Below are 24742 nucleotides of genomic sequence, written 5' to 3'. Positions count from 1 at the left end.
TCCTTCGTCGGTACCCCCTCAGTCCAGCCGTACGGGCAGGCTGAGCAGGCCCCGGTGGCGGGGGTTGGACTGCCACCGCGCCTCGTGCGCCTCGTGCAGCCGCAGGCGGGGGAAGCGTTCGACGATCCGGGTGAGGGCGATCTCGCCTTGGAGACGGGCGAGCGGCGCCCCGATGCAGTGGTGGATGCCGTGACCGAAGGCCAGGTGTCGGCCCGCGTCGGCCCGGCCGATGTCGAACCGGTCGGGGTCGGCGAAGACGGCGGGGTCCCGGTCGGCGCCGAGCAGCGAGATCTGCACGAAGTCCCCCTTGCGGATGGTCACTCCGCCCACCGTGATGCGCTCGGTGGCGTAGCGCAGCGAGGCGAGGCCGGACGGGGACTCGTATCGCAGGACCTCTTCGACCGCTCCTTGCGCCCGTGCCGGGTCGGCGCGCAGCGCGGCCAGCTGGTCGGGGTGGGTGAGCAGGGCGTGGATGCCGTTCGCGACGAGGTTGACCGTGGTCTGGTGTCCGGCGACGACGAGGAGGAAGGACATGGAGGTGATCTCGTCCTCGGTGAGGGCGTCGCCGTCCTCGTCGCGGGCGGTGAGCAGGGCGGATAGCAGCCCGTCGTCCACCGGGTCCTCGCGTTTGAGGGCGATGAGGGCGCGGAGGTAGGCCAGCATGCTCTCCGCGGTGAAGACGGAGACCTCGCCGTCGTCTTGGCCGCCGCCGAGGCTGTTGCCGCGTATCCGGAGGATCTCGTGGTCGGCGTCGGAGGCGCCGAACAGCTCGAAGACGACGGCTACCGGCAGCGGGAGGGCGAACTCGGAGATCAGCTCCGCTTCGGCCTTGCCGTCGAGGGCGTCGAGCAGTTGGGTGACGAGCTGCTCGACCATGGGGCGCAGGCTCGCGGTGCGGCGGGCGGTGAACGCCTTCTGTACGAGCCTGCGCAGGCGGGTGTGGTCGGGCGGGTCGGCGTTGAGCATGTGCGAGAACATCGCCGCTCCGGGGCCCTCGGTGAGCCCGGTGTGCCGGCCGAACCGCTGGACGGCCTGGTTCTTCGACAGCCGCGGGTCGGCGAGCAGGGCCTTGGCCTGCGCGTGCCCGGTGACGACCCAGCCTTCGATCGCGCCGGGGCCGGGGTAGCGGACGTACCGGATGCCGCCGTCGCGGCGCCAGTTCCGGTAGATCTCGTGGGCGTGGCCGTGCCAGTCGTTGTCCAGGACTTCCACGATCTCGGGGTGTTGGGCCTTGCGGTCACGCATGCTTCACCCGGTTCCTGTGGCCGATGTGGACGGTCTTCACTCCGAGGAGCCCGACGAGCGGCACGTCGGCGGTGCGCTGGCCCGGGGCGACGACGAGCCCGGTCCGGCGGATGTGGTCGAGCAGGAGCTCCGCGAGCGGCATCACCATGTGCCGTCCCCAGCAGCGCTCGCTCGCGTGGCCGAACGGCATGTAGCCGGGGGTGGTGTCCGGGTCGAGGGTGTCCCAGCGGGCGGGCCGGAACTCCTGCGGGGCGTCCCACAGGGCGGGGTCGCGGTGGGTGAGCAGCGGCAGCACCAGTACGTCGTCGCCGGGTCCGATGCGGGAGTCGAGGGCGGGGTACTCGGGGCAGCGGTTGCGCAGCAGGTTCCAGGAGGGCGGCAGCAGCCGCATCGCCTCGTGGAGGATGTTGCGGTTCGAGTCGCCGTCGTCGAAGGGGGCGCCGAGCCACAGGGCGTTGGCGACGAGGGTCGAGACGGTGAAACAGACGGGGGCTGCCGCGCGCCGGTACATGCCCATGGCGTACCGGCGGTCGTGGTAGCCCTCGGCCTCGGCGAACAGGCCGGCGATGTGCGTCAGGTGCGGGCCGGGCCGGGGCCGGCGCGGGAGCGCGGCTCCGGCGACGATCGTGGACCAGGTCAGCTTCGGGTCGATCTCCAGCGTCCGGGACATCAAGATCCGCAGCCGGTGGGGATCATCGCGCAGGATCAGGTCGCGCAGGAAATTGTGTCCGGTCAGGGGCCACGGTCCCGATAGGTCCGCGTCTTGCGCTATCGGTTCTTCCAGGGCTTTGCGCACGTCTTTCCCGATGGTGCGCATCACCGACGAGGCCTCGGCCTTGGAAATGGACCGGCCGTGCAGGGGCTTGAATGTGGGCCGCTCGGTCTCGGTCGCCTTTCGAGCAGCGAGAATCCGGTCGGAGAGTTCTGCTCCCGCAATTCCGATGGTATCGGGCTCCAGTCGGACGAGGTCCTTGCCGAGGTGGTCGTCGATGAGCGCCTGGAGTCGCGGGGCGAATACGGTGACACGGCGCGTGCGCGAATCCGTGTGGGACGTGGCTGGCATATGAAAGCTCCGGGGAATGCGGAAGGCCCGTACACGGCGGGGCCGGAGAGTCGGGGGTCCGGCCCTGCCGGGTACGGGCCCGGTTCTAAAATTTTCGGCTTAGTACCAGAAGTACCAGGCGCTCTGCTTCAGGCTCGGCTCGCTCTTCTTGACGAACGAGAGATCCCGGCAGATCGGGGTGCTGCGCAGGACTGCAAGAACCTTGTTCATGTAATTCCCTCTCTTTACGCGTGCTCACGCACATCGATGGATTGACCGGCCAAGGCAGTTGATATGCACGGGAGGTGCATCCGCCTCATTACGTGGCCGGCGCACCGAGTAGACACGCACGGGGTGGAGATAGTCAATGGTCCGGCTTTCGGTCTGACCATTTTCAGCCACCAGTGGCCGGATACATGCGCAGCCCAGTTTTCGGCGCAATACCTTCGAAAGGACCCCTCCACACCATTCGAATGAATTCGAACGCCGTGTGACGGGACGTATACCGGGCGCCCTTTGGAATTGACCCGTCACCCGCACAAAGCCGGTCAGCCTGGCTACTTTGCGGGGAGTCCCGCGATCACGGCACGGTCATGTGGCGTTCGATCGCCGGGTCAACCACGTCCCGCACGCCGGGCCCGCACGCCGGGCCCGCACGCGCGTCCCGCTTGGCTCAGGGGCTTCTCTAGCTCCCACCGGACCCCGCCGTCGCGGAACGACACCGCCGTCACCTGAAGCGGTGAACTCCCCCTTGTCTCCCCGGCAACAGGGGTAGGGGCCCTGCTGATCTCGTGCGGGGGCCGCGTCCGCAGCCCCCGCGCCCCGACGAAAGGCCCGTCGCGCCGTGACACAGCCGTTTCGACTGCCGGATTTCTACGTGCCGTATCCGGCACGACTGAACCCCCACCTGGAGGCCGCGAGAACGCACACCAAGCAGTGGGCCCGCGGCTTCGGGATGTTGGAGGGGTCCGGCGTGTGGGACGAGGAGGACCTCGACGCGCACGACTACGCACTGCTGTGCTCGTACACCCACCCCGACTGCGACGGGGCCGCGCTCGACCTGGTCACCGACTGGTACGTGTGGGTGTTCTTCTTCGACGACCACTTCCTGGAGGTCTTCAAGCGCACCCGGGACCGCGAGGGCGCCAGGAAGTACCTCCAAGGGCTTGCCGCGTTCATGCCGATGGACCTCGCGGACGGGTTCCCCGAGCCCTCGAACCCGGTCGAGGCGGGCCTCAAGGACCTGTGGTCGCGGACCGTGCCCAAGATGTCGATGGACTGGAGGGAACGGTTCTCCGAGTCGACGAGGAACCTCCTCGACGAGTCGATGTGGGAGCTCCACAACATCGACATCGGCCGCGTGGCCAACCCGCTCGAATACATCGAGATGCGCCGCAAGGTCGGCGGCGCCCCCTGGTCCGCCGGACTGATCGAGTACGTGTCCGCCGAGGTGCCGGCCCGGGTCGCGCACACGCGTCCGCTCGAAGTGCTGCGCGACGCCTTCGCCGACGCGGTGCACATCCGCAACGACATCTTCTCCTACCAGCGCGAGGTGGAGCAGGAGGGTGAACTCTCCAACGCCGTCCTGGTCCTGGAGACCTTCCTGGGGTGCACCACCCAGGAGGCCGCCGACCTGTCGAACGACCTGCTGACCTCACGCCTCCAGCAGTTCGAGTACACCGCCCTCGCCGAGGTCCCCGCGCTCGCCGCCCTGCACGGCCTCGACCTCTTCGAGCTGGCGTCCCTCCTCGCGTACGCGAAGGGACTCCAGGACTGGCAGTCCGGCGGCCACGAATGGCACATGGTTTCCAGCCGCTACATGAACGAGGAGGCCAAGGGGGCCAAGGGGACGCCGGCCCCGCTCACCCTGCCGTTCATGCCCACCGGACCGGGCACCGCCGCCCTCGACCTGCGCTCGCTGTTCGCCCCCCGCTCCGCGGAACTGCGCCGGCGCAGCTTCACGCACGTGCCGTTCCAGCGGGTGGGCCCGTCGCTGCTGCCCGACTTCCCCATGCCGTTCCCGCTCACCCTCAATCCCCACCTGGACCAGGCGCGCCGCGAACTGGTGCTCTGGTGCCGGGACATGGGCATGCTGGAACCGCAACCCGGCGATCCCGGCTCCGACATCTGGGACGAGCCCAAGTTGGTCGGCATGGACTTCGCCCTGTGCGCGGCGGGCATCGACCCCGACGCCTCGCCGGAGGCGCTGAACCTCAGTGCGCAGTGGCTGACGTGGGGCACGTACGCGGACGACTACTACCCCAAGGTCTTCGGCGGTGCGAAATCCCCCGGTGCGGCCCGGGCGGCGACCGACCGGCTGGTCTCCCTGCTCACGGACGATCCCGCGCAGGCCCCTGCGCCGGTCACCGTGCTGGAGCGGAGCCTGCAGGAGCTGTGGGTGCGGACCGCCGCCGGGATGGGCGCAGCGATGCGCGCCGAGTTCCGCCAGCACCTCGCCGGAATGCTGGACAGCTGGGTCTGGGAGATCGGCAACACCGCCGTGAACCGGATTCCCGACCCGGTCGACTACGCCGAGATGCGCCGGCTCACCTTCGGTTCGTACCTGACGATGTTCCTGGCCCGACTCGGCCACGAGAGCGACGGCGTCCCGGCCGAGGTCTACCGGAGCGGGGTGATGCGCTCGCTGGAGAGCGCGGCGGCGGACGTCGGGTGCATCATCAACGACCTGTTCTCGTACCAGAAGGAGATCGAGGTCGAGGGCGAGGTCCACAACCACGTCCTGGTCACCCAGAACTTCTTCGACATCGACTACCCACAGGCGTTCGCGATCGTCGCCGACCTGATGGTGCAGCGCACCAAGGAGTTCGAGCACATCCGGGACGACCAGCTGCCGGTGCTCTACGAGGACCACGGCCTCGGCCCCGAAGCACGGGCCTCGCTCGACGCGTACGTGCGGGAGCTGGAGGACTGGCTGGCCGCAGTCCTCAACTGGCACCAGAAGGCGCGCCGTTACCGCGACGAAGACCTGTACCCGAGGCCGGCCGGGCCGACGCCGGGACGGACGCCGGGACCCGGGAGCCCCTCCTTCGGCATGTCGGCGGCCCGGATCTCCCTGCCCACCTGATCCCGCCGGGGCGCGTCGCGCACGGCCGCCCGGGCGGTGGCGGGTACTGCCGCCCGGGCGGGCGCGGCCCTGCGGGGGGGTGGGATGGATCGGGGAGGCCGGCTGCTACTGCGGGCCGGTCCACCCCGCCGGAACGTGGCCGATCCGGACGCGCTGCGGGTGGTCGCCGACGGGGACGGACACCCGCTTGGCCCCCGTCGCGAAGTCGATGGCCGTGACCCGGTCGGCGCCGCTCTCGGAGATCACGCAGGCGGTGCCGTCCCCGTCGACGGTGGCCCAGTACGGCTTGTCGGCGGGCACCAGCGGCCCCTCGGTGAGGGAGGCGCGGTCCACGACGGTGGCGTAGTCGTCCATCGTCCCGGCGACACAGAGCTTGGTCCCGTCGGGGCTCATGGACATGCCGTGGTGACGGGAGTCGTTGACCCAGGTGGTGCGGTCCGCGTTGGTGGCGGGGTTGCGGGGGAGCTCCTTGATCCGGGTGATCCGGTCGGTGGCCACGTCGTACTCGACGACCCCGTTGAAGAAGGACACCTGGAAGTAGAGCTTGGACTCGTCCGGACTGAACGACATGGGCCGGACGGCGTCGGACAGGTCCGGGCGACCGAAGGCGTTCAGCCGCTCGCGCATGTCGATGACGCGGACCGTGCGGAAGGTCTGCGCGTCGACGACGGTGATCTTCCGGTCGCCCTTCGTCCAGTCCAGCCACGGCGCGTCCAGGGCGGAGGTCACGTCCCCGATGGCGCTGTTCCATAGGAAGCGGCCGTCCCGGCTGAAGGTGTTCTCGTGCGGTTTGTCGCCGGTGGAGAAGGAACCGACCTGCCGTCCGGTGGCGATGTCGAGGACGTGCACCGTGTTGGCGGTGGAGGCGGAGACGGCGACCCGGGTGCCGTCCGGCGAGACCGCCATGTGGTCGGAGCGGTATCCGGAGACGGGGAAGCGCCAGTTCACCCGGCCCGTCCGCACGTCGATCGAGACGACGTCCGCGAAGCTGGGGCGGGAGGCCACCACAGCAGTGCCGTCGGGGGTGGTGTACATGTCGTCGACGAACTGGTCGTGGCCCTCGCCCGCGCTGCCCCGGATGCCGAGGAAGAAGGCGAGCTTGATCGGGTTGAGGTAGATCTCCCGGAGCCGCTCCTCCTTGTCGGGGATCATGTTGATCCGTCCGACCTTGGCGAGGTCGCCGGTGGAGGCGAGCACGTCGGCGGTGCCCTCCCAGTTGTTGCCTACGAACAGCACCTCGCGCGCGCCGGGGCCGGCCGCATCGGCGGCCGACCCGGCCGCCGATGCGGGGCCCGCCACGAGCGAGGCCGCGGCCAGCACACAGCCGGCGAGGAGCGTACGTACGGGGGTGCGGGCGGTGCGTGCGGTCCGAGACATCCGCTCAACTCCGTTGCAGGAAGGCGCTGTTACCGGCCGGTAAAATAGGCGGAACAGCGAAAGGGCGCAACCCTCACGGGGATTGCGCCCTGCTCTGCCCGACGGCTCCTCAAGTACCGTTCCGGTGCCCCTCCGGCAACGGTGGGGAGCCCGCCGTCCTTCAGGCGACGGAGCCGATCCTGCCGATCACCGTGTTCGAGGTGTCCGGGTGGATCGGTATGTGCGCTCCGGTGAGGGCCGCCCCGGAGCCGCCGCGGCGGTTCGCGACGATCTCGGCGGCGATGGACAGCGCGGTCTCCTCCGGGGAGCGGGCGCCGAGGTCCAGGCCGATCGGGGAGCGCAGCCGGGCCAGCTCCAGCTCGCTCACACCGACCTCGCGGAGCCGCTCGTTGCGGTCCTCGTGGGTGCGGCGGGAGCCCATGGCGCCGACGTAGGCGACGGGCAGCTTCAGGGCGAGCTCCAGGAGCGGGACGTCGAACTTGGCGTCGTGGGTGAGCACGCACAGCACGGTCCGGCCGTCGATCAGACCTGCCGAGGACTGTGCCTCCAGGTAACGGTGCGGCCATTCGACGACGATCCCGTCCGCCTCGGGGAAACGGTTCTTCGTCGCGAACACGGGTCGTGCGTCGCACAGGGTCACGTGGTAGCCGAGGAATTTGCCGATCCGCACCAGGGCGGAGGCGAAGTCGATGGCGCCGAAGACGATCATCCGCGGCGGCGGGACGCTGGACTCGACGAGCACCTTGAGCGGCTCTCCGCAGAGCCTGCCGTCGGCGCCGATCTCCAGCACGCCCGTCCGGCCGGCGTCGAGCATGGCGCGGGCTTCTTCCGCGATGGTGCGGTCCAGCTCGGGGTGCCCCCCGAAACCGCCCTCGTGGCCGTCCTCGCCCCGGACGAGTACGGCGCGGCCCCTGAGCTCGGCCGGACCCTCCGCGATCCTGGCGACCGCCGCGGCCTCCCCGCGGGCGGCCGCGGCCAGCGCGGCCGCGAACACCTTCCGCACCGGGGATCCCACGGGGACCGGCGTGACGAGGATGTCGATGATCCCGCCGCAGGTCAGGCCCACGGCGAAGGCATCGTCGTCGCTGTAGCCGAAGCGCTCCTGGACGGTCTCGCCGTCCTCCAGCGCCTGCTGGCACAGCTCGTACACCGCGCCCTCCACGCATCCGCCGGAAACCGATCCGATGGCCGTGCCCTCGCTGTCGACGGCGAGTGCGGCTCCGGGCTGCCGGGGCGCACTCCCGCCGACCGCCACCACGGTGGCGACGGCGAAGTCACGTCCCTGCTCGACCCACCGGTTCAGTTCTTCGGCGATGTCCAGCATTGCGGCCTCCTCGGAGAGGTTCGGTTTCCAGTATCGGATGCGTGGAGAACGGGGGCCGGATCACCGGCCCGGCCTTACTTCACCCCGAGCCACGCCTCGATCGGGTGGAGGGCGAAGAAGACCAGGAAGACGCCGGTCAGGACCCACATGAAGGCGCCGATCTCGCGGGCCTTGCCCTGCGCGATCTTGATGGCCACGTAGGAGATGACACCGGCGGCGACACCCGGGGTGATCGAGTACGTGAAGGGCATGACCACCACGGTCAGGAAGACCGGGATGGCAGTGGCGGTGTCGGCCCAGTCCACGTGGCGGGCGTTCTGCATCATCATCGCGCCGATGACCACGAGGGCCGCGGAGGCGACCTCACCCGGGACGATCTGCGTGATCGGGGTGAAGAAGAGGCAGGCGGCGAAGAAGAGGCCGGTGACCACGGAGGCGAGGCCCGTGCGGGCTCCCTCACCGACGCCAGTGGCGGACTCGACGAACACGGTCTGGCCGGAGCCGCCGGCCAGGCCGCCGATGGCACCGCCGGCGCCGTCGATGAACAGCGCCTTGGACAGGCCCGGCATGCGGCCCTTGTCGTCGGCGAGCTTGGCCTCGGTACCGACGCCGATGATGGTGGCCATCGCGTCGAAGAAGCCGGCGAGGACCAGGGTGAAGACGATCATGCCGACCGTCATGACGCCGACGTCGCCCCAGCCGCCGAACTCGACCTTGCCGAAGAGCGAGAAGTCGGGCATCGAGACCGCGGAGCCCTCCAGGGTCGGCGGACCGTTGCGCCAGGCCTTCGCGTCGATGTGGGCGACGGCGTTGAGGATCGCGGCGAGCACGGTGCCGCCGACGATGCCGATCAGGATCGCGCCGGGAACCTTGCGGGCCTGCAGCATGAAGATCGTGAGCAGGGTGACGCAGAAGATCAGGACGGGCCAGCCGGCGAGCTCGCCGACGGAACCGAGCTGCACCGGCGGACCGAACTCGGAGCCCTTGCCGACGAAGCCGGCCTTCACGAGCCCGATCAGGGCGACGAACATGCCGATGCCCATGGTGATCGCGTGCTTGAGCGCGAGCGGGATCGCGTTCATGATCATCTCGCGGAGGCCGGTGACGACCAGGAGACAGATCACGACGCCGTACATCACGCACATGCCCATGGCCTGCGGCCAGGTCATCTGCGGGGCGACCTGGGAGGAGAGCACGCCGGAGACCGAGAGGCCCGCGGCCAGGGCGAGCGGGACCTTGCCGACGAATCCCATGAGGAGCGTGGTCAGCGCCGCGGCGAACGCGGTGGCGGTGATGAGGGCCTTCTGGCTCATGGTGTCTCCGGCGACGTCCTTGCCGGAGAGGATCAGCGGGTTGAGCAGGAGGATGTACGCCATGGCCATGAAGGTCGTGACTCCGCCACGAATCTCATTGCCGACGTTGGACCCTCTATGGGTGATGTGAAAGTACCGGTCGAGCCAAGAACGCCCGGCGGGGGTGCGAGAGCCGTCGCCGGCCTCTTCCGCGGTGGTCTTGGGCTCTACAGACGACTGGGTCATGGTGCCTAACTCCCAAGGTTCAAAGGGGCACCCGCATGGAGATTGGAGACGCGGGATTTGGGAAACTCCGTTTGGCTGCACGACCCGGGGTGACGGCCCGAGGCGACGCGAAGGTGCACTGCGTGTACTGCGGGTACTGCGGGGGTTCTGCGGTACGGGTGGCGGCTCCGGGGTGCCGGGGCCACCGGGTGTTGCGGTGGGGGTGTTGCCGGTGGGACGGACCGCGAGCGGTGCGGTTCTCGTGTTCCGGACTTCTGGCTCCGGGCGGTGCGACTGGAAGTGTGACGTTCCCGCTGTCACACCGCCCGGAGAGTCTGTGGGGGTCCGGGGGCCTCGCGGCCCCCGGACCAGGCCGTCCTAGAGGGTGCCGGTGAGGGCTTCCGGACGGATCGGCGTCTTGTTGATCTCCAGACCGGTCGCCTGCCGGATCGCCGCGATGACGGCCGGGGTGGACGAGAGGGTCGGGGCCTCGCCCATTCCGCGCAGGCCGTACGGCGCCTTCGGGTCGGCGAGCTCCAGGACGTCGACCGGGATGGTCGGGGTGTCGAGGATGGTCGGGATCAGGTAGTCCGTGAAGGAGGGGTTGCGCACCTTCGCGGTCTTCGGGTCCACGATGATCTCTTCCATGATCGCGACGCCCAGGCCCTGGGTGGTACCACCCTGGATCTGGCCGACCACGGAGAGCATGTTCAGCGCCTTGCCGACGTCCTGGGCGGTCGCCAGCTCGACGACCTTGACCAGGCCCAGCTCGGTGTCCACCTCGACGACCGCGCGGTGCGCGGCGAAGGTGTACTGGACGTGGCCGTCGCCCTGGCCGGTGACCAGGTCGAACGGGACGGTCGGGTGGTGCCGGTACTCAAGTTCGAGGTCGATCGCCTCGTCCTCCAGGATCTCGGCGATGTCGCCGAGGACCTCTCCGCCGTCGGTGACGACCTTGCCGCCTTCGAGCAGCAGCTCGGCGGTGGCCCACGCCGGGTGGTACGAGCCCTTCTTGCGGCGACCGATCTCCAGGAGCGCCTCGCGGACGGCCTCACAGGTGTTCTTCACCGCGCCACCGGTCATGTACGTCTGCCGCGAGGCGGACGTGGAACCGGCGGAGCCGACCTGGGTGTCGGCCGGGTGGATGGTCACCTGCGTGACGCCCAGCTCGGTACGGGCGATCTGCGCGTGGACGGTGATGCCGCCCTGGCCGACCTCCGCCATGGCCGTGTGGACCATCGCGACGGGCTCGCCGTTGATGACCTCAAGGCGCACGCGGGCGGTGGAGTAGTCGTCGAAGCCTTCGGAGAAGCCGACGTTCTTGATGCCGACCGCGTAGCCGACGCCGCGGACGACGCCCTCACCGTGCGTGGTGTTCGAGAGGCCACCGGGCAGCGCGCGGACGTCCGCACCCTCGCCGGCGGTCTCCCACTGGCGCTCCGGCGGCAGCGGGCGGGCCTTGACCCGGCGCAGCAGCTCGGCGACGGGCGCCGGGGCGTCCACGACCTGGCCGGTGGGCATGATCGTGCCCATCTCCATGGCGTTCAGCTGACGGAACTCCACCGGGTCCATGCCCAGCTTCGCCGCGAGCTTGTCCATCTGGGCCTCGTAGGCGAAGCAGGCCTGGACGGCTCCGAAGCCGCGCATCGCGCCACAGGGCGGGTTGTTCGTGTAGAGCGCGATCGCCTCGATGTCCACGTCCTCCAGGACGTAGGGACCCACCGAGAGGGAGGACGCGTTGCCCACGACCGCCGGGGAAGCGGACGCGTACGCGCCGCCGTCCAGGACGATCTTGCACTTCATGTGCGTGAGCTTGCCGTCCTTGGTGGCGCCGTGCTCGTAGTAGAGCTTCGCCGGGTGCCGGTGCACATGGCCGAAGAAGGACTCGAACCGGTTGTAGACGATCTTGACCGGCTTGTTGGTGGCGAGGGCCAGGAGGCAGGCGTGGATCTGCATCGAGATGTCCTCGCGGCCACCGAAGGCACCGCCGACGCCCGAGAGCGTCATGCGGACCTTCTCCGGCGGGAGGCCCAGGACCGGGGCGATCTGCCCGAGGTCCGAGTGCAGCCACTGGGTGGCGACGTAGAGCTCGACGCCGCCGTCCTCCGACGGCACGGCCAGGCCGGACTCCGGACCGAGGAAGGCCTGGTCCTGCATGCCGAAGGTGTACTCGCCCTCGACGATGACGTCGGCGCGCTTGCGGGCCTCTTCCACGTTGCCGCGGATGATCGGCTGGCGGTGCACGATGTTCGGGTGCGGGACGTGACCGATGTGGTGGTCGTCGCGGCCCTCGTGGATCAGCGGCGCGCCGGGGGCGAGGGCGGAGGCCTCGTCCGTGACGAGCGGCAGCTCACGGTAGTCGATCTTGATCTTGGCGGCCGCGCGGCGGGCGGTCTCCGGGTGGTCGGCGGCCACGAGGGCGACCGGCTCACCGTGGTGACGTACCCGGCCGTTGGCGAGGACCGGGGTGTCCTGGATCTCCAGGCCGTAGTTCTTCATCTCGGCCGGCAGGTCGTCGTACGTCAGGACCGAGTAGACGCCCGGCATGGCCAGCGCCTCGGAGATGTCGATGGAGACGATCTCGGCGTGGGCGACCGTGCTGCGCAGGGTCTGGCCCCACAGCATGTCCTCGTGCCACATGTCCGAGGAGTACGCGAACTCGCCGGTGACCTTGAGGGTGCCGTCGGGACGCAGGACGGACTCGCCGATGCCGCCCTTGTTGTGCTTCTGGGTGACGTTCGTCGGCGAACCGGCGGGCACGGTGCGGGTGTTCTGAGCCATGGTCAGACCGCCTCTCCCTGACGGGCGGCCGCCAGGCGGACCGCGTCGAGGATCTTCTCGTAGCCCGTGCAGCGGCAGAGGTTGCCGGACAGGGCCTCACGGATGTCCTGGTCGGACGGGTCGGAGTTCTGCTCCAGGAGCGCGTCCGCCTGGACGAGCAGACCCGGGGTGCAGAAGCCGCACTGGACGGCGCCGGCGTCGATGAACGCCTGCTGGATGTTGGAGAGCTCGACGCCCTCACCGGTCTGGGAGTCACCGGGCTTGGCGGCCCAGCGCTTGGCCTCGTCGGTGGAGACGCCGTTGCTGCCGCAGCCGCCGCCGGTGCCGCAGGCACCGCCGTGGCCGTGCTCCTCGCGCTGCTTGGCGAAGTCGGCCAGGCCCTCGACGGTCACGACGTCGCGACCCTCGACCTGACCGGCCGCGACCAGGCAGGAACAGACCGGCACGCCGTCGAGGCGGACGGTGCAGGAACCGCACTCGCCCTGCTCACAGGCGTTCTTGGAGCCGGGCAGGCCCAGGCGCTCACGCAGCACGTACAGGAGGGACTCGCCCTCCCACACGTCGTCGGCTTCCTGCGGACGGCCGTTGACAGTGAAATTGACGCGCATGATTACGCAGCCCCTTCGAGCGAGCGGCCGTTCGTGCCGCGGTACTGCTCCCACGTCCAGACGAGCTGACGGCGAGCCATGATGCCGACCGCGTGGCGGCGGTACTTCGCCGTGCCGCGGACGTCGTCGATCGGGTTGGCCGCGCCGGTGGCGAGCTCACCGAACTGCTTGGCGATCGACGGAGTGATGACCTTGCCGGACTCCCAGAAGCCGCCTTCTTCGAGCGCGGCGTTCAGGAACTCCTCGGCAGCCTTCGCGCGGATCGGGGTCGGCGCGGCCGAACCGATGCCGGTGCGGACCGTCCGGGTGTCGGGGTGCAGGGCCAGGCCGAAGGCGCACACGGCGATGACCATCGCGTTGCGGGAGCCGACCTTGGAGTACTGCTGCGGACCGGTGGCGTTCTTGATGTGGACCGTCTTGATGAGCTCGTCGGCGGCGAGCGCGTTGCGCTTGACGCCGGTGTAGAACTCGTCGATCGGGATCAGGCGCGAGCCGCGTACGGACTCGACCTCGACCTCGGCGCCGGCGGCGAGGAGGGCGGGGTGGGAGTCACCGGCGGGCGAGGCGCAACCGAGGTTGCCGCCGACACCGCCGCGGTTGCGGATCTGCGGGGACGCGACCGTGTGCGAGGCGAGCGCGAGACCCGGCAGCGTGCCGCGCAGGTTCTCCATGATCTGTGTGTACGGGACGGAGGCGCCGAGCTTGGTGACCTCCTCGCCTACCTCCCACTCCCGCAGCAGCCCGATGCGGTTGAGGTCAAGGAGGTACTCCGGACGGCGGTGGTCGAAGTTGATCTCGACCATGATGTCGGTGCCACCCGCAATCGGCACAGCTGTGGGGTACTCGGCCTTAGCGGCGAGTGCCTCCTCCCAGCTGGCGGGGCGAAGGAAGTCCATGTGCGGCTCTCTTCTTCTTCATCGTGTCGTTCACTTCAAGCCAGGAGGCCCTGAGGCCCTCGACTGGTCGTTCACGTGCTGTTAACGCGGTGTGGAGCCAGTACACAAGCCGCGCGTCCCCCGGGTGCAGTCACCGAAACCATGAAGGAGTTGGCTGGCGGCCTCCCCAGTCTTGTAGATTCGTATGAAAGGCAGGATGCAACGACCTGCCCGATTTCCAACGGCAACATTCGAGACAGATCGGCGGCGACACCATGCGGCTGCGCGCACTGCTGGAAACCGAGGCGCTGGGGCTGCGGCTGCTGGGCGGCGAGGACGAACTCGACCGGACGGTCCGCGGCGTCATGACGACCGACCTGAGGGATCCCAGCCGATACCTCACCGGAGGTGAACTGGTCCTCACTGGCCTGGCGTGGCGAAGAAATTCAGCCGACTCCGAGCCGTTCGTACGAATCCTGGCGAGCGCCGGCGTCGCGGGCCTCGCGGCCGGAGAGGCGGAGCTGGGGGACGTCCCCGACGATCTCGTTTCAGCCTGTCGGCGCAACCGGCTGCCACTGTTCGCTGTGAACGAAGACGTTGCATTCGCCACGATCACGGAGTACGTGGTGCGGCAGGTCTCGGGCGAGCGCGCGGGAGACCTCGCGGCCGTCGTGGACCGGCACCGCCGTCTGATGACCTCGGGCCCCGCGGGCGGTGGACCCGATGTGGTGCTCGATCTGCTCACCACCGACCTCGATCTGCGCGCCTGGGTGCTGTCCCCCACGGGCCGGCAGATCGCCGGAGCGGGAGAACCCCTGGCACCAGGCGTCTGTGCGGCGCTGGCCGGCGAGCACCTGGCGGCGGTCCGCACCGGGCGCAGGGGCCCGCACCGGATCTCCATCCAGGGTATTACGTACTCCCTGTTCCCGATCAGGGGAGCCGGCCGCGGCCCGGGCGGCCCCGGGGCCCGTGACGTGCGGGAAACCGTGCTCTCGGACTGGCTGCTGGCCGTCGAGGCGGACGCCGGTGACTGGCCCGCCGAGCGGCTCGACCTGCTCCAGGGCGTGACCCAGCTGATCGCTGTCGAGCGGGACCGGCGCGACGCGGCCCGCACCGTGCGCCGCCGCCTCGCCCAGGAGGTGCTGGAGCTGGTCCAGACGGGCGCCCCGCCCGCCGAGATCGCCGCCCGCCTGCGGGTCGCGGCCCCGGTGCTGCTGCCGGGGCTGGGCACCGCCCCGCACTGGCAGGTCGTCGTGGCGCGGGTCGACTGGGACGGCGGGGACATCCCCGGCGGCCCGGTGGCCCAGTCGCTGCTGGAGGAGATCCTGGTCGACCCGTCCGTTTCGGGGCCCGAGCCCTCGGACCGGATCGCGGTGGCCCATGCGGGTGACGAGGCCATCGCGCTCGTCCCGCTGCCCGCCCTGCCCGGGGAGCCCGGCGAGGAGAAGGGCGGCCCGGACAGCGCCCTGCACGCCGACGAGCTGCTCTCCGCCGTACGGGAACCCCTGCAGGCCGGCCTCGACGGCGACGGCCGGCTCACCCTGGGCGTCAGTGCGGCCGTCCACTCCGCAGAGGGGCTGCGCGGGGCGCTGGAGGAGGCCCGGCACGCCCGCCGGGTCGCCGCGGCGCGCCCGGGCCGGGTCTGCGCGGCGGGCCACCACGAGCTGGCCTCGCACGTGCTGCTGCTGCCGTTCGTCCCGGACGACGTGCGCCGCGCCTTCACGGCGCGCCTGCTGGACCCGCTGCGGGACTACGACCGCCGCCACCGCGCGGAGCTCATCCCGACGCTTGAGGCGTTCCTCGACTGCGACGGCTCGTGGACGCGCTGCGCGACGCGGCTGCACCTGCACGTCAACACGCTGCGCTACCGGGTCGGGCGAATCGAGCAGTTGACGGGGCGTGACCTCTCGCGGCTGGAGGACAAGCTCGACTTCTTCCTGGCACTGCGGATGAGCTGAGCAGATCCGGCCAGGGGCGGCGAGGGAGGCCTGACGCGGCGTCCGGACTTTGTGAAAGAGTTCACCCAACCCCTTGGCCGCGGCCGTCGATCCGTGCTCTCATTTCGGCCCAGGGCTCAACGACGTGCTGCTTGGTTGCTTTGGGGAGGGCAATGTGGCGGATACCGCCATGTCCGGTGCCGGAACTGCCGGGGGAGACGACCCCCTCCAGCGGGCGATATGGCGGCTGCGCTCGCGCGGCTGTTGGACCGACGCGGCGGCCCTGCTGACGCCGCACCTACCCGACGCCGGAGCGGCCGTACAACGGACCGCGCTGCTGGTCGAGCGGTGCCTGTTCACCGGGCAGGGCTGGGCGGAGGCGGAGGACGCGCTGCGGGTCGCGGAGGCGGCCGCCCAGGACGACGACGAGCGGGGCGCGGCGGCCTGCGAGCGCGGGCAGCTGGCCTACGCGGCCACCGTGCTCGGGGTCCGGGACCGCTCGGACGAGGCCCGTTCCGCGCTGGGCCGGGCGGCGGCGCTGCTGTCCCCGGGGTCCCGTACGCGGCCCCTGCTGGACTTCCGCCGGGGCCTGGTCGCGGAGCACCTCGCGGACGCGCCCCAGTCGGCGCGGCCCGCGTACCACCGGGCCCACGCGGGGGCACTGGCGCACGGGGACACCCTGCTGCTCTCGTTCACCTGGCGGCACCTGGCGGCGCTGGCGCTGAGGGACGGGGAGGTGGCGGAGGCCCGGCAGGGCTTCGCGGAATCCCTGCGCATCCGGGAGGACCTGGGCTTCCTGATCGGCACGGCCCCCGCACTGGCAGCGCTGGCCGAAGCCGAACCGGAACCGGAGGCGGCCCGGCTGCGCGCGGAGGCCCGTCGCCTGTTCCACCTGCTGGGCGGCATCCCCACCTGGCTGGCGGAGCAACTCCACCCGGCCCCGGCCACCTGAGGCGCCGCCCGGCGTGCGTCAGGGGGTCGTGAAGTGGCCGCGGATCAGGGGTTCCAGGGCCGGGAGATCGCCTGCGATCAGGGCCTCCAGCAGGGCCGAGTGTTCCGCCGCGTCGGCGACGAGGTCCTCCCGGCGGGTCCGCCGGGCGCCCGGCAGCGGCCACTGCGACCGGCGGTGGAGGTCTTCCGCCACGGACACCAGCTGCTCGTTGCCGCCCAGGGAAAGCACCTGCCGGTGGAACACCCGGTCCGCGTCCGCGTACGCCGGCAGGTCACCGGCCGCAGCGGCCTCGGCCGTGGCGGCCGCCGCCGGCCGCAGCTCCGCCCAGGCCTGCGCCGGGACCGTACGGGCCAGCCGCAGCATCACCGGGACCTCCAGCAGCGCCCGTACCTCCGCGAGCTCCGCCAGCGCCCGCGGCGTGCGCGACAGCACCCGGAAACCCCGGTTCGGGAGGCATTCCACCGCCCCCTCCAGGGCCAGCTGCTGCATCGCTTCGCGCACCGGGGTCGCGGAGACCCCGAAGCGCTCCCCCAGGGCCGGCCCGGAGTAGATCTCCCCCGGCACCAGGTCTCCGTCGACGAGCGCCGCGCGCAGCGCGTCGAGCACTTGGCCGCGCACCGAATGGCGCAGCACCTTCTGCGTGGGGATCAGCGCCGTCACCCTGACGTGGGCCGCTTCGTGCACTCGGTCCTCCTCCGGGTTTCGAGCTGGGCCCTCCGAGAATAGGTGAACCGATTCGCCGGGTGCTGGTACAGGCCACCCGAGATCAGCTAAGGTAAGGCTTACCTTCTCTCTTTCTGACCGTGTGGATCGGTGGTTCCGCCATGCCCGACAACCCCGTCCTCGCCCCGCCCCCGGCCGACTCTCCGGTGGCGGACGCGTACGCACGGCTGTCCGAGGTGTACGGCAGTCTCCAGGTCGTCGAGCGCGCCGCGCACGAGACCGCCCCTCGCGGTGTGGGGTGGATCGGCGCGGACGCGCTCGCGGCCGGCGGCGCCGAGCTCGACGGCTACCTCGCCTGGGACGAGGCACAGGTCCTGCGGGACTACGGCCGCCAGGCCCGCCCCGACGTCGTGGCCACCTTCGGCCTGCACCGGTACGCCTGGCCCGCCTGCCTGCTGATCACGGCCCCCTGGTTCCTCCACGGGCGGGTACCCGACCTGCCGGCGCGGCAGGTGGCGTTCCACCGGACCGGGGGCCGCATGAGCGTGCGCGTCGAGTCCTTCGCCTGCCTGCCGGACGATCCGGCGGCCGCCCTCCCCGGGGCCCGTGTCGTGCCCGATGGGGAAGCGCTGCGCGCAGAGGTGCGGGCTGCGGTGGCCCGGAACCTCGAACCCGTGCTGGAAGGCTTCGGCCCGCGCATGCGGCGCGGGCGCCGCGCCCTGTGGGGCATGGTGACCGACGAGATCGTCTCGGGCGTCTGGCACCTCGGGAAGCTCGTGGACGAGGAGCACCGAGCCATGGCCGAACTGGACGCCCTGCTGCCCGGCAGAACGGCCCCCTACACCGGGGGCGCGGCGTTCCGCACGCTCTCCGGCCCGGGCGGGGAGCGGCTGCCCACCCGAGACCGGGCCAGCTGCTGCCTCTTCTACACGATCCGGCCCGAGGACACCTGCACCACCTGCCCCCGCACCTGCGACGCGGACCGCATCGCCCGCCTCACGACAGCCGCCTGACATCTGAACCCACTCGTACGACTGACCATAATCGAACACAACTCTGGTCGTACGAGCGACAGTTCGAGCTACAACACCCTATCCGGCGGGCCACGCCCCCCGATGGCGTCCACTTGCCCCGAAACCCGCGTGCCGAGCCGATCTTCTGCGCCACCATGGCTCCCGGAAGGCCGCACACGCGAGGCAGAGGCAAGGGACATCCGCATGAGACTGACCGACATATCGCTGGACTGGCTGCTGCCCGGCAGCCTGCTGATCCTGGGCGTGCTTGCGGCGGTTGCGGTACTGGCGCGGGGCAAGCGGGAAGGCGAGAAGGCCGCGACCGAGGACACCTGGGAGCGCAGCGAAGAGCGGCGGCGGCGCAAGGAAGCCGTCTACGGAACCGCCTCCTACGTCCTGCTGTTCTGCTGTGCGGCGGTGGCCGCCGCACTCTCCTTCCACGGGCTCGTCGGCTTCGGCCGGCAGAACCTCAACCTCTCCGGGGGCTGGGAGTACCTGGTTCCGTTCGGCCTCGACGGCGCCGCCATGTTCTGCTCGGTGCTCGCCGTCCGCGAGGCCAGCCACGGCGACGCGGCCCTCGGCTCCCGCATGCTGGTCTGGCTGTTCGCGGGCGCCGCCGCCTGGTTCAACTGGGTGCACGCCCCGCGCGGCGCAGGACACGACGGGGCCCCGCAGTTCTTCTCCGGCATGTCGCTCTCGGCAGCCGTCCTCTTCGACCGCGCCCTGAAGCAGACCCGCCGGGCCGCGCTGCGCGAACAGGGCCTGATCCCGCGGCCGTTGCCGCAGATCCGGATGGTCCGCTGGCTGCGGGCCCCCCGCGAGACCTTCGGCGCCTGGTCGCTCATGCTGTTGGAGGGGGTCCGCACCCTCGACGAGGCGGTGGACGAAGTGCGCGAGGACAAGCGCGAGCGGGAGCAGGACCGCCACCGTCGGCGCGACCAGAACCGGCTGGACCGGGCCCGCATCAAGGCCCTGGGCCGGCAGAACCGGGCGTTCGGCCGGTCCCGCGCCCGCCAGGTCGACGTGCCGGGGCTGACCCCCGGATCGGGCTCCGCGCCGGTCGGCGCGGAGCCGGCCATAGCGGAAACGGGACAGCTGCCCGCCCCGCGCCGCCGGCCCTCCCTGCAGGCCGTGCACGGAGCCGAGATCGCTGAGGTGACCGGTCCCCGGACGGTGGACCTCACCGCCGAGGACGACACCCAGACCATCCCCCGCCTCGACTCACTGGAGCGCAAACTCAAGGACCTGGAGCAGCAGTTCGGCTGACCGACCGCCGCACGCGGGGGGCCCGCTGGTCAGGCGGGCCCCCGTAGCACGTCGCGTCACGCTCCGTCGTACGTCCCGTCGTACGCAGCGCCGTACGAACCGTCGTACCCGGCCCCGTACGCAGGGCCGCCGAGGCCGCCGTCCAGCTCGAACCACACCACCTTGCCGCCGGCCTGCACCGCTGCGTCCACGCCCCAGGCATCGGCGAGGGCCTGCACCAGCACCAACCCCCGGCCGTGCGTACCGTCGTCGGCGGTCGGTACGTACGGCCGGGGCCTGCGTGCGGCGTAGTCCCTGACCTCCACCCGCAGCCGGTCCGCGGCGAGCCTGGCGGAGACCTCCGCGCCCTGGTCCGTGTGGACGAGGGCATTGGTGACGAGCTCGGTGATCAGCAGCTCGGCCACCTCGGCGGTGTCGGCCGGACATCGGTGACGCATCAACTCCCGTAATGATCGGCGCACTTCGCCCACCGCCTTGAGATCGGCCCGGCGTACGCTTCGGGTGATCTCCAACGCGTCCACCGCTCCCCCGTCCTCGACGGACGGTTCACGCGGCACGGGCCGCCCTCTCCTCCACTGCTTTCCGGTCTTCGCCCCCACCCGCACGGCGATGTACCTCCCCCGTGTCCCAACGGATCTCGAACTGGTCTACGGGATGCATGCCCGCCGGGACAATCCGCACTCCTGCCGGCTTACGGACGCGGCACGTTGCGCAGGTTGGATCGAGCCATCTGGATCATCCGGCCCACCCCGCCGTCCAGCACGATCTTGCTGGCCGAAAGTGCGAAACCGGTCACCATCTCGGCGCTGATCCTGGGCGGAATCGACAAGGCGTTGGGATCGGTCACCACGTCCACCAAGGCCGTCCCCTTGTGCCGGAACGCGTCCCTCAAAGCCCCCGTGAGCTGCTTGGGCTTCTCCACCCGCACCCCGAACGCGCCTGCCGCGCGCGCGATCGCCGCGAAATCCGGGTTGTGATTGGTCGTTCCGTACGAGGGAAGGCCGGAAACCAACATCTCCAACTCAACCATTCCGAGGGATGAGTTGTTGAAGAGGACCACTTTGACGGGCAGGTCGTACTGCACCAGCGTGAGGAAATCTCCCATCAGCATCGAGAAACCGCCGTCGCCCGACATCGACACCACTTGACGGCCGCGGTCGGTGAACTGTGCGCCGATGGCCTGCGGGAGGGCATTGGCCATCGAGCCGTGGCTGAAGGAGCCGATGATGCGACGCTTGCCGTTCGGGGAAAGATAGCGCGCCGCCCATACGTTGCACATGCCCGTGTCCACGGTGAACACGGCGTCTTCGTCGGCGAGTTCATCGAGGACGGAGGCCACGTACTCGGGGTGGATCGGGGTGTGCTTCTCCACCTTCCGGGTGTACGCCTTCACCACGCCTTCGAGGGCGTCCGCGTGCTTCTTCAGCATGCGGTCGAGGAAGCGGCGGTCCGTCTTGGCCTTCACCCGGGTGTTCAGGGCGCGCAGCGTCTCCCGTGCGTCGCCCCAAACGGCGAGGTCCAACTGTGAGCGACGGCCCAGGTGTTCGGGTCGGATGTCCACTTGGACGATCTTCACGTCGTCGGGCAGGAAGGCGTTGTACGGGAAGTCCGTGCCGAGCAGGATCAGCAGGTCGCACTCGTGGGTGGCCTCGTAGGCGGCGCCGTAGCCGAGCAGTCCACTCATGCCGACGTCGTACGGATTGTCGTACTGGTGATACCTGCGTACGTGAATGCGAGCACGGCCCGCAAGGCCTCTCCGGCGGGTTGCGGCACCGGCCATCCGTCCCTGCGTCGCCGGTGGCCCGCTCCCGACAGGTGTCACTCGAATGGAGTAACCAAACGCGCCACCCACATGGGTGAAGATCAAGCTGAGTAGTGCCCCAACCGAGGCAATCCGTGAAAGGGGAACCACATGCGCCTTCGACGAATCTTCGCCGCCGTCATCGCCACGGCGGCCTTCGCCGGACTCGGCCTCTCTGGCGCCGCCACCGCCACCGCCACCGCCGGCAGCGTCACCCCGGCCAGCGTCACCCCGGGTGAGTGCACGGACAACGGCGGAACGATCGATCGGTCGACGCCCGTGCTCCCGACCTGCAGGGGCGGTATGTACGACGGGCAGACGGTCGACTAAACCCCACTAGGCCCGTTGCGAAAGTGGATCGTCGCCCCGCAGCCACGCGTTGCGGGGCGCTCCCGCGCGAGCATGCTGCAACATCACGGTGACACCGAGATACGTACGCCACTAAGGATTGTCGTACTGGATCCACTCCTTGCCGCGCAGGGCGTGCGCGACGGGCGCCTTGACCCGGCCCGCGAACTCCATGACCTCGGCGTGCGCCCCCGCGGTGCCGCTGCCGCAGAACAGCGTGACCTTGTCGGCCTCGTCGATCAGCCGGACCAGCTTCTCGATCTCCCCGTCACCGGGGCGTACGGTCGGCCGCGCGGTGACGAGCGCGTGCTGGACGCTCTGCTCGGGGGCCGGGAGGGAGGCGATGTCGCCGGGCAGCGAGATCACACCGACGCCGCTGCGGCCGACGGCGTGCTGGATGGCGGTCTGGAGCACCCGGGGCATCTGCTGCGGGTTGGAGATCAGCTCGCTGTAGTGGCTGCACTCGGAGAACAGCCGGTCCGGGTGGGTCTCCTGGAAATAGCCGAGGCCGATCTCCCCGGAGGGGATGTGGGAGGCGAGCGCGAGGACGGGGGCCATCGAGCGGTGGGCGTCGTAGAGGCCGTTGATCAGGTGTAGGTTGCCGGGGCCGCAGGAACCCGCGCAGGCGGCGAGCCGGCCGGTGATCTGGGCCTCCGCGCCTGCGGCGAAGGCGGCCGTCTCCTCGTGCCGCACCTGGATCCACTCGATGCCGCCGGTCCTGCGGATGGCGTCGACGACCGGGTTCAGGCTGTCGCCGACGACTCCGTACATCCGGCGCACGCCGGCGCGTACGAGGATGTCGACGAACTGCTCCGCCACGTTCTGCTTGGCCGTGAGGGAGGCCCTTCGTTTGCCGGTCCCGACGCCCCCATCCATCCACACTCCGCGCGGTTACGCCTCCCAGACCGCGGCGGCCGTCCGGTCGTCGGCATAGCCCTTGAGGCGGAGCTGGGTGTCCGCGAGGAAGGCCGCCAGGCCCGGGGGCTCCGCGTCGGCCCAGCGGACCGCGAGTTCGGCCGGAAGGAGCGCCTCCTCCCGCATGGGGTCCGCGAGCCCGCCCGAACAGAGCAGCAGGGTGTCCCGGGGTCGGGCCACGGCGGCCCGGAACCGGAATCCGTCGCCCCCGGTTTCCGCGGGATCCGGTGCCGGTTCCGGCTCCAGGTCCTGCCAGGCGCCGGCCCGCAACCGGAACAGCCCGCCGGCGCCCGCGCCGAAGCAGACCCGGGTCTTGCACTCGGGATCGATGGGGAGCAGCAGCACGCGCAGCCCGGCGGTGTACGCGTCCTCCGGCAGCCCGAGCTCGGCGGCGTGCGCGCGCAGACGGCCGTAGCCCCGGTCGGTGAGCCGCTGCAACCCCGAGCGCAGGGCGTCGCGGCGGCCGGCGCGGAGGTCGTCGGCCAGCCGCTCCCGGCTCCGGCCGACGGCCGACGCGATCCAGCGGCACAGCTCGGCGGCGGCCTCGGCCGCGCCGGGGGCGGCCCGGTCGCCGCCGGCGAGGGCCACCAGGACGAGGGCGTCGTCGCCGGTGCCGAAGCGGGCGGTCAGCAGGAAGTCCCGGCGGGCCTCGCCGCGGAACCGGGCGGAATCCCCGCGCACGGAGGTCGCCCGCAGGGTGTACCCCCCGTGCCGGGCCCCTTCCAGGACGGTGTCGGGCACGAGCCCGTCGAGCGCCCCCGGATCGGCCACGGGCAGGGCCCCGGGCTCGGCGGCATAGGTCGGCGCCCGATTCCCGAGGTATCCCACGAGGGGCCGCTCGCCGGGCCCGCCCTGCGCGGCTTCCTCGGGCCCACCGGTCCCGAACTGCGCGCCACCATCGGCCCCACCGGCCCCGGCCCCAGGCCGAGCCTGCTCCCCGGCGCCTGCCGCCCGCCCGGTCCCGAGCTGCGCATCGACATCGAGCGCACGGACCCCGAACCCCGGCCAGGAGTCCGGCCCGGGCGGCGGCTCGACGCCGGCATCGGCCCCGGGCCCGAGCCCCGGCCCGCTCCCCTGCCCGGATTCCGGTCGGGAGCCCGGTCGGGCAACGCCGGATCGTCCTGCGACATCAGCCGCGTCTTCGGCCGATGCCTCGGACGGGCCTCCCGCACCGGCGGCCGGCCGGGCACTCGTGGGCGCGGCACCGCCTTCCGTGCCGGCCCCGTCCGGGATCCCGCCGCCGGGCACCGGCCAGGTACCGGCAGGCGCAGCCGTCCCGGCGCCGAAGCCGGTGTCGGGCCACTCCCCCGCCCCGCCCACGGCAACCGTCGGGGTACCGGGAGGGGCTCCCGGTGCGGTTCCGGGGCCCGTGGCCTCCCCGGGTGCGCAAGTGCCGTCGCCACCGGCCCCGTCCGGGACACCGCCCCGGAGCCCCGCCCCGCCTCCGGAGCCGGGGTCCGGCCACGTGCCCGCCCCGGGCGCGACCCCGGCTCCGGTCCCGGGCCAGGCATCGGCGCCCCGTTCGGGTGGGACGTCGTCGGGGACGCCCCAGCGCCAGGAGGGGAGTTCGGGCGGTTCCTCCGGGAGTGCCGGGGGCACGGTCACACTGCCGAGGCCGTATCCGGTCGTGCCGGGCTCCCGGGGATCCCGGGGGGCCGGGGGGTCCCACGGTGGCGGCGGTTGCGGGTCGGCCTCCCGGCGCGGCCCGGGCACCACGGCGTGCGGGGGCGGCTCGGGCGGCGCAGTCGGCGGTGGTGGGGCCGGGGGCCGCGGAGGTGGGACGGTGTCCGGGAGGGCCGTCACCGAGGACGCCGAGTGGAAACGGCTCTCCAGCGTGTCCCCCGGGTCCGGGACCGGGTCCGAGACCGGTTCCGCGTCCGGGTCCTCGTACAGCTTCTGCCACCAGTCGTCCGCGCCCCGCTGACTCATGGGGCCATTCTCGGCCCCCCGGAGCGGCGGAGACCGCCGAATGCGCGAAAAGGAGCCCACCGGG

The 24742-nt window shown here is 71.1% G+C and carries 17 protein-coding genes and 2 pseudogenes; 6 read left to right on the top strand and 13 right to left on the bottom strand.

Annotation, left to right across the window (positions count from 1 at the left end; genetic code table 11):
• Window positions 1-18: 18 nt before the first annotated feature.
• Both OHA65_RS29825 and OHA65_RS29820 read right to left on the bottom strand, forming a co-directional pair.
• Complete coding sequence (locus OHA65_RS29825) at window positions 19-1245, bottom strand: cytochrome P450 (RefSeq protein WP_327279272.1); 1227 nt, start codon at window positions 1243-1245, stop codon at window positions 19-21.
• On the bottom strand, window positions 1238-2308 hold the full coding sequence (locus tag OHA65_RS29820) for a cytochrome P450 (protein ID WP_405762729.1): 1071 nt from the start codon (window positions 2306-2308) through the stop codon (window positions 1238-1240). The genes OHA65_RS29825 and OHA65_RS29820 overlap by 8 nt, the downstream gene beginning before the upstream one ends.
• Window positions 2309-3131: 823 nt before the next feature.
• Here OHA65_RS29820 and OHA65_RS29815 point away from each other — a divergent pair.
• On the top strand, window positions 3132-5372 hold the full coding sequence (locus OHA65_RS29815) for a germacradienol/geosmin synthase (protein WP_328764163.1): 2241 nt from the start codon (window positions 3132-3134) through the stop codon (window positions 5370-5372).
• 105 nt (window positions 5373-5477) lie between these two features.
• On the opposite strand, the gene OHA65_RS29810 is transcribed toward OHA65_RS29815, so the two are convergent.
• The 6 genes from OHA65_RS29810 to OHA65_RS29785 form a co-directional block, all read right to left on the bottom strand.
• Window positions 5478-6749 (bottom strand): YncE family protein, encoded by a 1272-nt coding sequence (locus OHA65_RS29810; protein ID WP_328764162.1) that lies wholly within the window; start codon window positions 6747-6749, stop codon window positions 5478-5480.
• 160 nt (window positions 6750-6909) lie between these two features.
• Window positions 6910-8073, bottom strand: coding sequence for an XdhC/CoxI family protein (locus OHA65_RS29805; protein WP_329314968.1), 1164 nt, complete (start codon window positions 8071-8073; stop codon window positions 6910-6912).
• A gap of 74 nt (window positions 8074-8147) precedes the next feature.
• On the bottom strand, window positions 8148-9611 hold the full coding sequence (locus tag OHA65_RS29800) for an NCS2 family permease (RefSeq protein WP_405757382.1): 1464 nt from the start codon (window positions 9609-9611) through the stop codon (window positions 8148-8150).
• Between the two features lie 357 nt (window positions 9612-9968).
• A complete protein-coding gene (pucD, locus tag OHA65_RS29795; protein ID WP_327279267.1) occupies window positions 9969-12371 on the bottom strand; it encodes a xanthine dehydrogenase subunit D in 2403 nt (800 codons plus the stop codon).
• Between the two features lie 2 nt (window positions 12372-12373).
• Window positions 12374-12979 (bottom strand): (2Fe-2S)-binding protein, encoded by a 606-nt coding sequence (locus OHA65_RS29790; RefSeq protein ID WP_327279266.1) that lies wholly within the window; start codon window positions 12977-12979, stop codon window positions 12374-12376.
• A gap of 2 nt (window positions 12980-12981) precedes the next feature.
• On the bottom strand, window positions 12982-13875 hold the full coding sequence (locus tag OHA65_RS29785) for a xanthine dehydrogenase family protein subunit M (protein ID WP_266634408.1): 894 nt from the start codon (window positions 13873-13875) through the stop codon (window positions 12982-12984).
• 254 nt (window positions 13876-14129) lie between these two features.
• Between OHA65_RS29785 and OHA65_RS29780 the strand changes: the two genes are divergently transcribed.
• A complete protein-coding gene (locus OHA65_RS29780; RefSeq protein ID WP_327279265.1) occupies window positions 14130-15812 on the top strand; it encodes a PucR family transcriptional regulator ligand-binding domain-containing protein in 1683 nt (560 codons plus the stop codon).
• Window positions 15813-15981: 169 nt separating this feature from the next.
• On the top strand, window positions 15982-16743 hold the full coding sequence (locus tag OHA65_RS29775; RefSeq protein WP_327279264.1) for a hypothetical protein: 762 nt from the start codon (window positions 15982-15984) through the stop codon (window positions 16741-16743).
• A gap of 18 nt (window positions 16744-16761) precedes the next feature.
• Here the strand turns inward: OHA65_RS29775 and OHA65_RS29770 are convergent, their stop codons facing one another.
• The gene (locus tag OHA65_RS29770) at window positions 16762-17631 is read right to left on the bottom strand and encodes a GntR family transcriptional regulator (protein ID WP_371645196.1); all 870 of its coding nucleotides are present in this window, start codon (window positions 17629-17631) and stop codon (window positions 16762-16764) included.
• Here OHA65_RS29770 and OHA65_RS29765 point away from each other — a divergent pair.
• Window positions 17568-18419, top strand: coding sequence for a (2Fe-2S)-binding protein (locus OHA65_RS29765; RefSeq protein ID WP_327279263.1), 852 nt, complete (start codon window positions 17568-17570; stop codon window positions 18417-18419). The two genes, OHA65_RS29770 and OHA65_RS29765, sit on opposite strands and share 64 nt — an antisense overlap.
• A 204-nt stretch (window positions 18420-18623) precedes the next feature.
• A complete protein-coding gene (locus OHA65_RS29760; protein ID WP_327279262.1) occupies window positions 18624-19685 on the top strand; it encodes a DUF2637 domain-containing protein in 1062 nt (353 codons plus the stop codon).
• Between the two features lie 56 nt (window positions 19686-19741).
• Here the strand turns inward: OHA65_RS29760 and OHA65_RS29755 are convergent, their stop codons facing one another.
• Window positions 19742-20122, bottom strand: coding sequence for an ATP-binding protein (locus OHA65_RS29755; protein WP_371646700.1), 381 nt, complete (start codon window positions 20120-20122; stop codon window positions 19742-19744).
• 254 nt (window positions 20123-20376) lie between these two features.
• Window positions 20377-21396 (bottom strand): annotated as a pseudogene (locus OHA65_RS29750) (thiamine pyrophosphate-dependent enzyme); the annotation flags it as partial.
• 201 nt (window positions 21397-21597) lie between these two features.
• Here OHA65_RS29750 and OHA65_RS29745 point away from each other — a divergent pair.
• The gene (locus tag OHA65_RS29745) at window positions 21598-21816 is read left to right on the top strand and encodes a hypothetical protein (protein WP_327361286.1); all 219 of its coding nucleotides are present in this window, start codon (window positions 21598-21600) and stop codon (window positions 21814-21816) included.
• 114 nt (window positions 21817-21930) lie between these two features.
• Here OHA65_RS29745 and OHA65_RS29740 read toward each other — a convergent pair.
• Together OHA65_RS29740 and OHA65_RS29735 are read right to left on the bottom strand one after the other, a co-directional pair.
• Window positions 21931-22710, bottom strand: a pseudogene (locus OHA65_RS29740) (thiamine pyrophosphate-binding protein); the annotation flags it as partial.
• A gap of 15 nt (window positions 22711-22725) precedes the next feature.
• Window positions 22726-24678 (bottom strand): protein phosphatase 2C domain-containing protein, encoded by a 1953-nt coding sequence (locus tag OHA65_RS29735; protein ID WP_329314964.1) that lies wholly within the window; start codon window positions 24676-24678, stop codon window positions 22726-22728.
• Window positions 24679-24742 lie beyond the last annotated feature (64 nt).

Origin of the sequence: Streptomyces sp. NBC_00045, assembly GCF_045041095.1 — a bacterium.
Classification (GTDB): Bacteria; Actinomycetota; Actinomycetes; order Streptomycetales; family Streptomycetaceae; genus Streptomyces.
This window is presented reverse-complemented; position numbering and strand designations above follow the sequence as displayed.